Annotated in this window: 10 protein-coding genes and 1 pseudogene; 5 read left to right on the forward strand and 6 right to left on the reverse strand. The window is 73.9% G+C overall.

What is annotated here, in order from left to right; all coding sequences use genetic code 11:
- Window positions 1–2: 2 nt before the first annotated feature.
- The 5 genes and pseudogenes from K1J57_RS33265 to K1J57_RS01405 all read right to left on the reverse strand — a co-directional run bounded on the left by K1J57_RS33265 (window position 3) and on the right by K1J57_RS01405 (window position 2687).
- A complete protein-coding gene (locus tag K1J57_RS33265; protein WP_255646775.1) occupies window positions 3–335 on the reverse strand; it encodes a glyoxalase superfamily protein in 333 nt (110 codons plus the stop codon).
- 75 nt (window positions 336–410) lie between these two features.
- Window positions 411–614, reverse strand: a pseudogene (locus K1J57_RS34115) (histidine phosphatase family protein); the annotation flags it as partial.
- A complete protein-coding gene (locus K1J57_RS01395) occupies window positions 611–1168 on the reverse strand; it encodes a regulatory protein RecX (RefSeq protein WP_220562676.1) in 558 nt (185 codons plus the stop codon). The pseudogene K1J57_RS34115 and the gene K1J57_RS01395, both read right to left, overlap by 4 nt.
- Entirely contained in the window at window positions 1161–2321 is a 1161-nt protein-coding gene (gene recA / locus K1J57_RS01400) for a recombinase RecA (protein WP_220562677.1), read from the reverse strand. Before recA ends, K1J57_RS01395 begins: the two co-directional genes overlap by 8 nt.
- Window positions 2322–2492: 171 nt before the next feature.
- Window positions 2493–2687 (reverse strand): DUF3046 domain-containing protein, encoded by a 195-nt coding sequence (locus tag K1J57_RS01405; RefSeq protein ID WP_220562678.1) that lies wholly within the window; start codon window positions 2685–2687, stop codon window positions 2493–2495.
- A 94-nt stretch (window positions 2688–2781) separates the two neighbouring features.
- Between K1J57_RS01405 and K1J57_RS01410 the strand changes: the two genes are divergently transcribed.
- Both K1J57_RS01410 and K1J57_RS01415 read left to right on the forward strand, forming a co-directional pair.
- Window positions 2782–7608 (forward strand): DEAD/DEAH box helicase, encoded by a 4827-nt coding sequence (locus tag K1J57_RS01410; protein WP_220562679.1) that lies wholly within the window; start codon window positions 2782–2784, stop codon window positions 7606–7608.
- An 80-nt stretch (window positions 7609–7688) separates the two neighbouring features.
- Window positions 7689–8156, forward strand: a complete 468-nt coding sequence (locus K1J57_RS01415) for a GNAT family N-acetyltransferase (protein ID WP_220565287.1) — start codon at window positions 7689–7691, stop codon at window positions 8154–8156.
- Window positions 8157–8252: 96 nt separating this feature from the next.
- On the opposite strand, the gene K1J57_RS01420 is transcribed toward K1J57_RS01415, so the two are convergent.
- Window positions 8253–9467 carry an ROK family transcriptional regulator gene (locus K1J57_RS01420; RefSeq protein WP_220562680.1) on the reverse strand — a complete coding sequence of 405 codons (1215 nt, stop codon included), beginning with the start codon at window positions 9465–9467 and terminating at the stop codon, window positions 8253–8255.
- A gap of 254 nt (window positions 9468–9721) precedes the next feature.
- Between K1J57_RS01420 and K1J57_RS01425 the strand changes: the two genes are divergently transcribed.
- The 3 genes from K1J57_RS01425 (at window position 9722) to K1J57_RS01435 (ending at window position 13001) form a co-directional block, all read left to right on the forward strand.
- Window positions 9722–11005 (forward strand): extracellular solute-binding protein, encoded by a 1284-nt coding sequence (locus K1J57_RS01425; RefSeq protein WP_220562681.1) that lies wholly within the window; start codon window positions 9722–9724, stop codon window positions 11003–11005.
- 92 nt (window positions 11006–11097) lie between these two features.
- Entirely contained in the window at window positions 11098–12090 is a 993-nt protein-coding gene (locus K1J57_RS01430; RefSeq protein ID WP_220562682.1) for a carbohydrate ABC transporter permease, read from the forward strand.
- Window positions 12087–13001, forward strand: a complete 915-nt coding sequence (locus K1J57_RS01435) for a carbohydrate ABC transporter permease (RefSeq protein WP_220562683.1) — start codon at window positions 12087–12089, stop codon at window positions 12999–13001. Before K1J57_RS01430 ends, K1J57_RS01435 begins: the two co-directional genes overlap by 4 nt.
- Window positions 13002–13108: the final 107 nt, after the last annotated feature.

Below are 13108 nucleotides of genomic sequence, written 5' to 3' on the forward strand. Positions count from 1 at the left end.
GCTCAGTCGGTCGGGACGCCGATGCGCAGCCGGTTGCCGTCGGGGTCGCGCAGCTCCAGCTCGCGGCCCCACGGCGCCTCCTCCACCGGGACGCCGAACTCGGCGGCCACGGCGTCGATGTCGTTCAGCCGCAGATAGACCAGGGTGTCCGGTCGCGCGTCTCCTTCGTGCTCCGACAGGAACAGCCGGACCCGCCCCCGGCGCACCTCGACGAACGCCGGGAACCCCGGCTCGAACCGGTGCTCCCAGCCGAACGCGAACCCCAGCCGCGTGTACCACCGCGCCGCCGCCTCCGCGTCGGCCACCCGCAGGATCGGGACGACCTCCTCGGTCATGTCGCCTCCTCCGTCACGAAACCGACCGTGGTCGCACTCCCGCGACCGCCGGTCGCGGTGGAGACGGCGGCCGGGGAAGGCCAGGCGCGCGGTCTCGACCGCACGGGCCGGGTCTGAGGCGAAGACCGCGTCGAAGTGCTCATTCCCCCGGCGCGCGCCCAGCTCGCGCGCCTGTCCCCGGCCCGGCGGGGAGGGCTCTCCGGGTCCCCGCCCCGTGGCGGTGCCCGCCTCTTTGTCGGTCGTGGTGGCGTGCGTCTCGTACACCGGGGTGAGACTCACTCCGGGAAGTCCGGGTCGAGGTCGAGGCCCTCAGCCTCCAGTTCCTCGCGGACGATCCGGTAGGACAGGCCGCCGCCGTAGCCCTTGCGGGCCAGGACGCCCAGGGCGCGGCGGACGCGGGTCTCGCGCTCGCGGCCGCGGCTGCCGGAGAGGCTGCGCCGGGCCAGGGCCCGGGCGGCGGCCGCCTCCTCCTCGTCGCCGAGTTCGGCGACCGCGTCGCGCACGGTCTCCTCGGCCACACCGCGGGTGCGCAGCTCACGGGTGAGCGCGGCACGGGACAGGCCCCGGCCGTGGTGGCGCGAGCTCACCCAGGCGCGGGAGAAGACGGCGTCATCCACCAGTCCGGCCCGCGTGCACTCCTCCATGACCACGGCCACGACCTCTTCCTCGTGGCCGCGGCGGAGCAGGCCGGCCTCCAGCTGCGCGGCGGTGCGCGGTTTGTGCGCGAGCATCCGCAGGGCCAGGGTGCGGGCCCTGTTCAGTGCCTTCTCCCCGCCGGACGACGGCGCGGCGTCGGGGCCGTCGCCGTCCGGCGGGGTGTCGGCCTCACGCATCCGTCGCGGGCGCCTTGACGGTGGTGGTCTTGGCCGGGGCCTTCTTGGCGGGGGCCTTGTCGGCGGCCGCCGGAGCCGCGGCGGGGACCGTCTTGTCGGCAGGGGCCTTGTCGGCGGCCGCGGCCTTGGGGTCCTCCGGACCCGAGGCGCTGTCGTCGCCGGTGGAGACGCCCAGCTTCTCCTTGATCTTCTTCTCGACCTCGTTGGCGATGTCGGAGTTGTCGCGCAGGAAGTTGCGCGCGTTCTCCTTGCCCTGGCCGAGCTGGGTGCCGTCGTAGGTGTACCAGGCGCCCGACTTGCGCACGATGCCGTGCTCCACGCCCAGGTCGATGAGGCTGCCCTCGCGGGAGACGCCCACCCCGTACAGGATGTCGAACTCGGCCTGCTTGAAGGGCGGCGCGACCTTGTTCTTGACGACCTTGACGCGGGTGCGGTTGCCGACCGCGTCGGTGCCGTCCTTGAGGGTCTCGATGCGGCGCACGTCCAGGCGCACCGACGAGTAGAACTTCAGCGCCCGGCCACCGCTGGTGGTCTCCGGGGAGCCGAACATCACGCCGACCTTCTCGCGGAGCTGGTTGATGAAGATCGCGGTGGTGCCGGTCTGGTTGAGCGCGCCGGCGATCTTGCGCAGCGCCTGCGACATGAGCCGGGCCTGCAGGCCGACGTGGCTGTCGCCCATCTCGCCCTCGATCTCGGCGCGGGGCACCAGGGCCGCCACGGAGTCGATGACGATGATGGAGACGGCGCCGGAGCGGATCAGCATGTCGACGATCTCCAGCGCCTGCTCGCCGGTGTCCGGCTGGGACAGCAGCAGGTTGTCGGTGTCGACGCCGATCTTCTTGGCGTACTCGGGGTCCAGCGCGTGCTCGGCGTCGACGAACGCGGCGATGCCGCCCAGCCGCTGCGCGTTGGCCACCGCGTGCAGCGCGACGGTGGTCTTACCGCTGGACTCGGGGCCGTACACCTCGATGATCCGGCCGCGCGGGATGCCGCCGATGCCCAGCGCCACGTCGAGGGCGATCGCCCCGGTGGGGATGGCCTCGATGGGCGGACGGTCGTCGTCGCCCAGGCGCATGACGGAGCCCTTGCCGAACTGCCGCTCGATCTGCGCGAGGGCGGTTTCGAGAGCCTTCTCTCGGTCTCCAGATGCCACGGGATACCCCTGTTGGGTCGATGCCTTCTTCTTCATGATGCGCACGACGCTACGCGGTCGGTCCGACAATCGCGATGTCCGGCGTCGGCCTGTGGAAAACCCAGCCTACCCGAACCCCTGTTCGATTTCCGTTCGAACGCGCGAACGCGTCCCCCCTCTTCTCCCCTGTGGTCAGCGCGCCGCGGCCGGGAGGTCGAACGCGTCGCAGACGGCCCGCCAGACCTCCTTGGCCGCGACCCCGTCGGCGAGCGCCCCCTCGACGGTGCGCGAGCCCAGCCCCTCGATCACGTAGTCCTTGGCCAGGCTCTGCGCGTACGCCTCGCCGAACTGCTCGTACATGTTGTGCCAGAAAACAGTCAGTCTCATCGGCCCCAGTATCGTCGATCCCCCGCTCCGGTGTCGGCCGTCGTCCACAGGCCGCCTCCCCGGAATCGTCGCCCCCGGGGTGCAGACTGAACGGATGACACCGTCCTTCTTCGGGCCCGCCACCCGGGCCTGGTTCGAACGCGCCTTCCCCGGCGGACCGACCCCGGCCCAGGAGGGCGCCTGGGCGTCGGTCGCGGGCGGGGAGGACACCCTCGTGGTGGCCCCGACCGGGTCGGGCAAGACGCTGGCGGCGTTCCTGTGGTCGCTGGACCGCCTGCTCTCCTCCCCGGTCCCCGAGGACCCGGCCCGCCGGTGCCGGGTGCTGTACGTCTCTCCCCTCAAGGCGCTGGCCGTGGACGTGGAGCGCAACCTGCGCGTCCCGCTGGCGGGCATCTCGGCGGCCGCCGCGGAGTCGGGCGCCCCGGTGTCCCCGGTGTCGGTGGGCGTGCGCACCGGCGACACCCCGGCGGACGAGCGGCGGCGGATGGCCACCCGGCCGCCGGACATCCTCATCACCACCCCCGAGTCGCTGTTCCTGGTGCTGACCTCGCGGGCCCGCGAGGGGCTGGCCGGGGTGGAGACGGTGATCGTGGACGAGGTGCACGCCCTGGCGGGCACCAAGCGCGGCGCCCACCTGGCCCTGAGCCTGGAGCGGCTGGAGGAGCTGGTGGACCGGCGCACCCTGCGGATCGGCCTGTCGGCGACGGTGCGCCCGGCGGAGACGGTCGCGGAGTTCCTGGGCGGCGCCGCGATCGTGGCGCCGCCGGACGCGCCGCACCTGGACCTGAGCGTGGCGGTGCCGGTGTTCGACATGGAGGAGCCCCACCTGCCCCCGCCGCCCCGGGCCCTGGGTCCCGGGGACCCGGAGGAGACCGGCGCGGAGGTGGAGCCGCCGAAGGCCCCCGGTCCCCCGGTCCCGGCGGACGCCTCCCCCGCGGGCGCCCCTCCGGCCGCGGGTCCCCCGGCCGGCGCCGGCTCGCTGTGGCCGCACCTGGAGCGCCGGGTGCTGGACCTGGTGGAGGAGCACCGGTCCACCATCGTGTTCACCAACGGCCGGCGGACCGCGGAGCGGCTGTGCGCCCGCCTCAACGACCTGTACGCCGAGCGCCACGGCGCCGACCTGCCGCCCGCGGAGGTGCCCGCGCTCGTCATCGCCCAGTCCGGGAGCAGCCGGGGCGCCGCGCCGGTCATCGCCCGCACCCACCACGGGTCGATGTCCAAGGCCGAACGGGCGGTGGTCGAGGACGACCTCAAGGCGGGGCGGCTGCGCTGCGTGGTGGCCACCTCCAGCCTGGAGCTGGGTGTGGACATGGGCGCGGTGGACCTGGTGGTGCAGGTGGCCGCGCCCCCGTCGGTGGCGTCCGGGCTCCAGCGGGTGGGGCGGGCCGGGCACCAGGTGGGCGGTACCTCGCGCGGGGTGTTCCTCCCGGCGTTCCGGGGCGACCTGCTCACGACGGCGGTGGCGGTGGAGCGGATGCGCGCGGGCGACATCGAACCGCTGCGCATGCCCCGGTCGCCGCTGGACGTGCTGGCCCAGCAGATCGTCGCGATGGTCGCGATGGACGAGTGGCCGGTGGCGGAGCTGGCCGCGGTGGTGCGGCGGGCCGCCCCGTTCTCCGACCTGGCCGACAGCGTGCTGGAGTCGGTCCTGGACATGCTGTCGGGCCGCTACCCCTCCGACGAGTTCGCCGAGCTGCGGCCCCGCCTGGTGTGGGACCGCCGGGAGGGCGTCCTGCGGGCCCGGCCCGACGCCCAGCGGCTGGCGGTGGTCGCCGGGGGCACCATCCCCGACCGGGGCATGTACACGGTGCACCTGGCCGGCGCGGAGGGCGCGGAACAGGACGGGACCGCGCCGAAGGCGTCCGTTGAGGGTGGTGGAGGGCGACGAGAAGGAGGGACCGCGCCGAAGGCGTCCGTTGAGGGTGGTGGAGGGCGACGAGAAGGAGGGACCGCGCCGAAGGCGTCCGTTGAGGGTGGTGGAGGGCGACGGGTGGGCCCGACCCGGGTCGGGGAGCTGGACGAGGAGATGGTGTACGAGTCCCGGGTGGGCGACGTGTTCGTCCTGGGCTCCACCACCTGGAGGATCGAGGGGATCACCGCCGACCGGGTGCTGGTCTCCCCGGCCCCGGGCCGGCCGGGCCGGATGCCGTTCTGGAAGGCCGATGCCCAGGGCCGCCCGGTGGAACTGGGCCGGGCCATCGGCGCGGCGGTGCGCAGGCTGGGCGAGGCGCCGCGGGAGGCGGCGGCGGAGTTCGCGGGGCTGGACCCGTGGGCGGCCCGCAACCTGGCGGCCTACGTCGGCGAGCAGCGGGACGCGACCGGTCACGTCCCCGACGACCGCACGGTGGTCATCGAGCGGTTCCGCGACCAGGTGGGCGACCGGCGGGTGGTGGTCCACTCGCCGCTGGGCGACCGCGTGCACGCCCCCTGGGCGCTGGCCGTCGCCGCGCGGATCCGGGAGCGGTACGGGGTGGAGAGCCGGGTGCTGCACGGGGACGACGGGATCGTGCTGAACCTGCCCGACACCGTGGGCGGCCTGGACGAACCGGGGGTGCTGGCCGAGCTGGTGGCGGTGGACCCCGAGACCGTGGAGGCGGTGGTCACCGACGAGCTGACCGGGTCGGCGCTGTTCGCGTCCCGGTTCCGCGAGTGCGCGGCCCGGGCGCTGCTGCTGCCGCGGCAGCGGCCGGACCGGCGGATGCCGCTGTGGCAGCAGCGGCTGCGCGCCTCGCACCTGCTGTCGGTGGCGGGCCGCTACGGGTCGTTCCCGATCGTGCTGGAGACGGCGCGCGAGTGCCTGCAGGACCTGTTCGACGTGCCCGCGCTGGTGGAGGTGCTGCGCGGGGTGCGCTCGCGCGACGTGCGCGTGGTGGAGGTGGAGACCGACCGGGCCTCGCCGTTCGCCCGGTCGCTGCTGATGGAGTACACGGCGGCGTTCCTGTACGAGGGGGACGCCCCGGCCGCCGAGGCGCGCGCCGGGGCTCTGGCCCTGGACCCGTCGCTGCTGTCGGACCTGCTGGGCCGCACCGACCTGCGGGACCTGCTGGACCCGGGGGTGGTGGCGGAGGTGGACGGCCTGCTCCAGCGCACCGCCGCCCCGGTGCGCGACGGGGAGGCCGCGGCCGACCTGCTGCGGGAGCTGGGGCCGCTGACGACGGCGGAGGCCGCCGCCCGGGGCGTGCGCGCGGAGTGGCTGGCCGCCCTGGAGGAGGAGGGCCGCGCGGTGCGGATGCCGCTGCCCGGCGCCGTGGAGCCGCCCGCGCCCGCCGGGGGCGACGCGGCCGGGCCCGGCCCGGCGGCGCCCGCCCCGGACGGGGGCGGGCCGGTGGAGCGGTGGTGCGCGGTGGAGGACGTCGCGCGGCTGCGGGACGCGCTGGGGGTGCCGGCGGCCCCGGGGGTCCCGCGGGCGCTGCTGGAGCCCGCGGCCGATCCGGTGCGCGACCTGGTCTCCAGGTACGCGCGCACGCACGGGCCGTTCACCACCGCCGCGGCCGCCGCCCGGCTGGGCCTGGGCGAGGAGGCCGTCGCCGGGATGCTGCGGGTGCTGGCCCGGGAGGGGCGGGTCTCGCGGGGCGGGTTCCGCCCCGGGGGCACCGGGACGGAGTGGTGCGACGCCGACGTGCTGCGCCGCCTGCGGCGGGGGTCGATCGCCCGGCTGCGGGCGGAGGTGGAGCCGGTCGACCCGGCGGCGCTGGCCCGGTTCGCCCCGGCCTGGCAGCGGGCGGTGCCCGGCGAGCGGTGGCGCGGGCCGGACGCGGTGTTCGAGGCGGTGGAGTCGCTGCGCGGAGCGCCCGTCCCGGCCTCGGCGCTGGAGTCGCTGGTGCTGCCCTCCCGGGTGGAGGGCTACGAGCCGCGGATGCTGGACGAGCTCACCCAGGCCGGGGACGTGGTATGGGCGGGCGCCGGTCCGCTGCCCGGCGGGGACGGCCGGATCGTCCTGCTCCCCGCGGACGAGGCGGCGGAGCTGGCACCCGCCCCGGTGCTCCCCGAGCCGGATTCGCCGGAGCACGCGGTGCTGTCCGCGCTGCGCGAGGGCGGCGCGCTGTTCTTCCGCGACCTCGCCGACCGGGTGACCCGCGACGGCGGGATCGGCGCCCCCTCGGACGCCGACCTGGTGGCGGCGCTGTGGTCGCTGGTCTGGAACGGCGTGGTCGCCAACGACACCCTGGCCCCGGTGCGCGCCCTCCTGGGCGCCGGCGACCCGGTGCGGCCCCCGCGGAGGCCGCGGCCGGGCCGGGCCCCGCGGGCGGTGCTGCCGACCCGGTCGGGGCCGCCGACGGCGGCGGGCCGCTGGTCGGTGCTGCCCGAGCGGGAGCCCGACCCCACCCGGCGGGTCCTGGCGTCGGTGCAGGCCCGGCTGGAGCGGCAGGGCCTGCTGGTCAAGGGCTGGCAGGGCGGCGGCATCTCCCCGGACGAGTACTGGGTGCTGCGGTCGATGGAGGAGGCCGGGCGGGTGCGCCGCGGCTACTTCGTGGCGGGGCTGGGCGGCGCCCAGTTCGCCCTGCCCGGCGCGGTGGACCGCCTGCGGGCGCTGGCCGGGGAGAACCGGGGCGGGGCGGTGGCGCCGGTGGTGCTGGCCGCCGACGACCCGGCCAACCCGTTCGGCCGCGAACTGCCCTGGCCGGAGGCGGGCGAGGGCGGCCGCCCGGCGCGGACGGCGGGTGCCGTGGTGGTGGTCGACGACGGGCGGCCCACCCTCTACACGGGCCGGGGCGGGCGCTCCGCGCTCACCCTGGGGGCCTCCCCGCACGAGCTGGCCAGGGCCGCGGCCGCCCTGGCCGAGGTGGTGCGCACCGGCGCGCTGGGCACGGTGACGGTGGAGCGGGCCGACGGGGCCGAGGTGTTCGGGACGCCGCTGGACGCCGCTCTGGTGTCCGCCGGGTTCCACGCCACCCCCAGGGGGCTGCGGCTGCGCCCGTGAAAAACCCCTGGTGGCGGTGTTCGGGCCCGGGCATGATGGCGGGCGTTCACACAGGGGGGAGCACGATGGAGATCAGGCCGATGGGGCCCGGGGACGAGGCGGGCGCGGTGGCGGCGTCGCTGGCCGCGGACACGCTGTTCGCGCAGGCCGGGGTGGTGCTGCCGCCGGACGATCCGCGCGAGGTGTTCGAGCACGCCGAGCGGGTCCTGGTGGCGGTGGCGGACGGCGCGGTGCTGGGGCTGGCCGCCACCCTGCGGCTGGACGGGGGCGTGCACCTGGAGCAGCTCGCGGTGCACCCCGACCACGGGCGGCGCGGGGTCGGGGCGGCCCTGCTGGAGGCGGTGTGCTCCGGGGCGTCCGCCGCCGGGTCACCCCGGGTGACCCTGACGACCTTCCGCGACCTGCCCTGGAACGGCCCCTGGTACGCGGCCCGCGGCTTCGCGGTGCTGCCGCCGCGGGAGTGGGGGCCGGGGCTGCGCGGCCTGTGGGAACAGGAGGAGCCGATCCGGGTGCGGCCGCGGGTGGCCATGGCCCGCCCCGCGGGGTGACCCGCCGGGGGCGCGGTCGCGGCCCGGCCGGTCCGCCCGCCCCTCCCCCACCGTGCGGGGGAGGGCGCGGCCGTGACCGGCCGGGGGCCGGACCGCTCAGACCGTGGAGGAGAACACCTCGTCGCGGGCGTGCTCCAGCGCGTGCAGCAGGGCGCCGCGCACGACGGGGCCGCCCTCGACCGCGCCCAGCGCGATCTCGGTGGCGTTGGGGGCGATGCGGGCCGTGGCCGCCTGCACCCGCTCGGCGAGCTTGACGCCGCCCGCCTGGGCGACGTCGCCGCCCAGCACGACCAGGCCGGGGTCGATGATGACGCTGACGGCGGCCACCCCGCGGGCGAGCCGCTCGGCGAAGGCGTCCAGGAACGCGTCGCCCTCGGGGGTGCCCGAGGCGGCGGCGCTGCGCACCACGTCGACGACGTTGTCGCCCGGCACGCCGTGCTCGGCGGCCAGGCCGACGACCCGGCCCGCCTTGACCAGCGCCTGGAAGCCGTGCGGCAGCTCCCGGTTCACGTCGTCGCGCAGGGACTCGTAGCCCCCGGACAGGCCCAGGTCGCCGGGCATGGGGGCGCCGGGCACGGGCAGGTAGCCGATCTCGCCCGCGCCGCCGGAGCGGCCCCGGTGGATGCGGCCGTCGATCATGGTGGACATGCCGACGCCGCCCGCGGCGCTGAGCCAGATGAGCACGAACTCCGGGACCCCGGCGGCGGCGCCCTCGGCGTGCTCGGCCAGGGCGGCCAGGTTCACGTCGTTCTCGATCATCACCGACCGCTTCAGGTCGGTGCGCAGCGCCTCCAGGATGCCCTCGTGCCAGGAGATGAGGTCGAAGGAGAAGCGGATGTCGCCGGTCCGCGGGTCGACCACGCCGGGGGTGCCGATGACGCAGGCGCGGAGCCTGTCCAGCGGCACCTCCGCCGTTTCGACCAGGCGCATCACGGCCGTGTGGACCAGGGCGACGGGGTCGTCGGAGGTGCTGGGGTCCACGGTGACGTCGCCGACGATCCGGCCGGTGATGTCGGCGATCGTGGCGGTCACCCGGCGGGCGCTGACGTCCAGGGCCGCGACGTAGGCGCTCTCCGGGACAACGGCGTAGAGCGCGGCGTTGGGGCCCCGCCCGCCGGCCTGGCTCCCCACGACGCGTACCAGGTCACGCTCCTCCAGCCGGGCGAGGAGCTGGGACGCGGTTACCTTGGAAAGACCGGTCCTCGTACCCAGCTGCGTGCGCGTCAGCGGACCGGCGGACAGCAGCAGTTCCAGCGCCGCACGGTCGTTGAGCTGGCGTAGCAGCCGGGGAGTCCCCGGACGTTGAGACATAACCGTGACACCTCACCCTGTTTTTATTAGGAAAGTTTCCTGTTAATTTAGCTCACAACCTCACAGGAGGTCACGTCCTGGCAGGTCCGAGTTCATCCGGACCCTCCGGTACCCGCGCCGGCGGGGCGGCAACGTGCTATCCCAGCACACCCCCACAGAGACGTCGAACCGTGGGATGACGTTCCATCATCCCAGGCCGGTTCGAGCACAGGCGTCGAACCCCGGCGCGTCGTGCGAAGGGAGATAGGTTCAACATGAGGTTCCCCAAGATCGCCGCGGCTACGTCCGTGGTCCTGCTCGCCGCCGCCTGCGGCGGTGGCGGTTCCGACTCCGATGGCGGTGGTTCCGCCGACAGCCTGACCGTGTGGGTCATGGGCACCTCGCAGCCGCCCCTCGTCGAGTACTTCGAGGGCGCCGAGGCCCGGTTCCAGGAGAACAACCCGGACGTCGAGGTCAACGTCGAGTTCATCCCCTGGCCGGACGCCCAGGAGTCGATCACCAACGCCCTCGCCGGCGGCGACGCTCCCGACGTCATCGAGATCGGCAACGACCAGGTGTCCGGCTGGGCCTCGCAGGGCGCCCTGCTCGACATCACCGAGCAGGTCGGCGGCTGGGACGCCGCGGCGGAGATGGACCAGAACGCCCTGGAGTACGGCACCTACGACGGCGTCCAGTACGGCGTTCCGTGGTTCTCCGGCGTCCGCACCCTGTACTACCGCGCCGACTGGCTGCAGGATCTCGGCCACGAGCCCCCCACCACCTGGGACGAGCTGCTGACCGTCGCCGAGGACATCGAGGCGGAGTACGACGTGCCCGGCTTCGCCGCGCCGACCGACTTCACCAACGGCATCGCCTCCTTCATCTGGAGCAACGGCGGCGAGATCGCCACCCAGAACGCCGAGGGCGAGTGGGAGGGCCACCTCACCGACCCCGCCACCGTCGAGGCCGTCGAGTTCTACGCCGACCTGACCAACGACGGCATCTCCCCGCAGAGCTACGTGGGCGAGAACGAGCTCGTGCCGCTCGCCGACATGGCCAACAGCCAGGTCGGCATGTACATCGACGGCAGCTGGGCGCTGACCTCCATGGAGGAGCAGGCCGAGGACCCGGCCGTCCTGGAGAACATCGTCGCCGCCCCGATCCCGGGCGCCGACGGCATCGCCCCGGCCTTCGCCGGCGGCTCCGCGCTCTCCGTCTTCTCCACCACCCAGTACCCGGAGCTCGCCTTCGAGCTGCTGACCGTCCTGGGCGACCAGGAGGGCGGCCAGGGCTACGCCGACGCCGCGGGCTTCTTCCCGGCCTACCCGGAGCTGCTGGCCGGCGACGAGTACCAGAAGGACCCGGCCCGCGTCGCCTCCGCCACCCAGATGCAGCACACGCAGTTCTTCCCGAGCACCCCGCGCTGGACCGCGGCCGACCAGGACAGCAAGATCCTGCCGGGCGCCGTCCTGGAGATCGTCAACGGCGGTGACCCCGAAGAGGTCCTCGCCGCCGCGAACGAGCAGCTGACCACCATCCTCAACGAGCCGGTCGAGTAGCCAGCTCCTCCTCACAGCGCAGAGCCGGACGCGGGCGGGGCCCCGGGGCCCCGCCCGCCACCCGGCGCAACCACGCCTCGATTGAGAAGACCATGGCACACACCGTCGAACGAGCGGCCGACCGAGGGAAAGAGGGCACCGTCCGGGTGACCGCCGATTCCGCGCCCAAGCGCCGCCGCAAGCCGCCCACCCCGTACCTGCTCATCGCCCCGGCACTGATCCTGCTCGCAGTCGTGCTGCTCTGGCCGATCGTGCAGATGGTGTGGTACTCGCTCACCAGCTTCACCACGCGCAACCTCCTGCCCAACCAGCCCGGGCCGGAGTGGAACAACTTCGCGCACTACCAGCGGCTGCTGACCGACCCCGAGTTCTGGACGATCCTGCGCAACACCGTGGTCGTCTGCGTGCTGATGGTCGGCATCACGATGGTGCTGGGAACCCTGATCGGCATCCTGCTGCACAAGCTGCCCAAGTGGTTCTCCACGATCGTGTCCGTCGGCATGATGCTGGCCTGGGCCACCCCGGCGCTGAGCGCCTCCCTGGTCTTCCGCTGGCTGTTCCTGCCCGAGCGGGGCCTGGTCAACGTCACGTTGGACCGGCTCCCCGACTGGCTGGTCGGCAGCGGGTGGCTGGAGTACAACTGGTTCCTCCAGCCGGGATCGCTGTTCACGATCCTCATCACCGTCATCGTCTGGCAGTCGTTCCCGTTCGTGGCCGTCTCCGTCCTCGCCGGGCTCAAGAGCATCCCGAACGAGCTGTACGAGGCCGCGAAGATGGACGGCGCCTCCGCGTGGAAGTCGTTCTGGAACGTGACGTTCCCGATGCTGCGCCCGCTGTTCGCCCTGCTGCTGGTCCTGCAGATCATCTGGGACCTGCGGGTGTTCACCCAGCTGTACATCCTGGCGAACAGCTTCCAGAACAAGGACGTCTACCTGCTCTCGTACTACATCTACCAGCAGGGCTTCAGCGCGAGCCCGGCCAACTACGGCATGGGCTCGGCGATCGCGGTCGTGATGACCCTCATGATCCTCGCCGTCACCGCGTACTACCTGCGCATCATGATCCGCCAGGGGGAGACCCGATGAGCGCGACCAGCACCGCCGCCCCGAACCGCGGGGGCTACCGCCGCAGCCCGCTGCGCCGGCTGCGCTCCCTCCCGCTGTACCTGGCCGGCGCCGCCGTCTTCCTGTTCTCCGTCTTCCCCGTCTACTGGATGGTCGCCACGGCCTTCAAGCCGGTCGGGGAGATCTTCACGCGGAACCAGACGTTCTTCCCGCAGGCCCCGACCCTGGAGCACTTCGACCGGGTCCTCAACGGGCAGCTGATCCCGGGCGTCAACTTCTGGCAGTTCCTGGGCAACAGCCTCGTCGTCACCCTCGGAGCCGTGGGGATGGGCGCGTTCCTGTCGCTGCTGGCCGCGATGGCGGTGGCCCGGTTCCGCTTCAAGCTGCGGACCGCGTTCATCATCCTGCTGCTCATCATCCAGATGGTGCCGATGGAAGCGATGATCATCTCGATCTTCATCAACTTCCGCCAGCTGTCGGACGCCACCGGCGCCCAGCTGCTCGGCAACCTGTCCGGCCTGCTCATCGTGTACACGGCGGTGTCCCTGCCGATCACGATCCTGATGCTGCGCGGCTTCGTCGTCGCGGTGCCCAAGGAGCTGGAGGAGGCCGCGGCGATCGACGGCGCGAGCGGGTGGACGATCTTCTGGCGCATCCTCATGCCGCTGGTGGCGCCCGGCCTGGTCGCGGCGAGCATCTTCGCGTTCATCACCGCGTGGAACGAGTTCATCGTCGCGCTCACGTTCCTGGGCCGCAGCACGGACAACTACACGCTGCCGCTCACCCTGTCCTACTACTTCGGCCGCTTCGGCACCGAGTGGGGCCCCATCATGGCGGCCTCCACCCTGCTGACCATCCCTGTGATGATCTTCTTCCTGTTCGTCCAGCGGCGGATGGTCTCCGGCCTCACCATGGGCGCGGTCAAGGGCTGACGGCCCGATCCCACGAGGCGGGTCCACGAGGGCGCAGTGGACCCGCCTCGGGCGCGCCCGCGCCCCACCACCACCCCTTCACGTCCTTCGTCTGCCCTCATCCATGG

The sequence above is a fragment of the Nocardiopsis sp. MT53 genome (assembly GCF_019598965.1).
Classification (GTDB): Bacteria; Actinomycetota; Actinomycetes; order Streptosporangiales; family Streptosporangiaceae; genus Nocardiopsis; species Nocardiopsis changdeensis.

Excerpts from the sequence above, each read along its gene's own strand:
- K1J57_RS33265 (WP_255646775.1), bottom strand. The coding sequence starts at position 335 with ATGACCGAGGAGGTCGTCCCGATCCTGCGGGTGGCCGACGCGGAGGCG.
- K1J57_RS01395 (WP_220562676.1), bottom strand. The coding sequence starts at position 1,168 with ATGCGTGAGGCCGACACCCCGCCGGACGGCGACGGCCCCGACGCCGCG.
- K1J57_RS01405 (WP_220562678.1), bottom strand. The coding sequence starts at position 2,687 with ATGAGACTGACTGTTTTCTGGCACAACATGTACGAGCAGTTCGGCGAG.
- K1J57_RS01410 (WP_220562679.1), top strand. The coding sequence starts at position 2,782 with ATGACACCGTCCTTCTTCGGGCCCGCCACCCGGGCCTGGTTCGAACGC.
- K1J57_RS01415 (WP_220565287.1), top strand. The coding sequence starts at position 7,689 with ATGGGGCCCGGGGACGAGGCGGGCGCGGTGGCGGCGTCGCTGGCCGCG.
- K1J57_RS01420 (WP_220562680.1), bottom strand. The coding sequence starts at position 9,467 with ATGTCTCAACGTCCGGGGACTCCCCGGCTGCTACGCCAGCTCAACGAC.
- K1J57_RS01425 (WP_220562681.1), top strand. The coding sequence starts at position 9,722 with ATGAGGTTCCCCAAGATCGCCGCGGCTACGTCCGTGGTCCTGCTCGCC.
- K1J57_RS01430 (WP_220562682.1), top strand. The coding sequence starts at position 11,098 with ATGGCACACACCGTCGAACGAGCGGCCGACCGAGGGAAAGAGGGCACC.
- K1J57_RS01435 (WP_220562683.1), top strand. The coding sequence starts at position 12,087 with ATGAGCGCGACCAGCACCGCCGCCCCGAACCGCGGGGGCTACCGCCGC.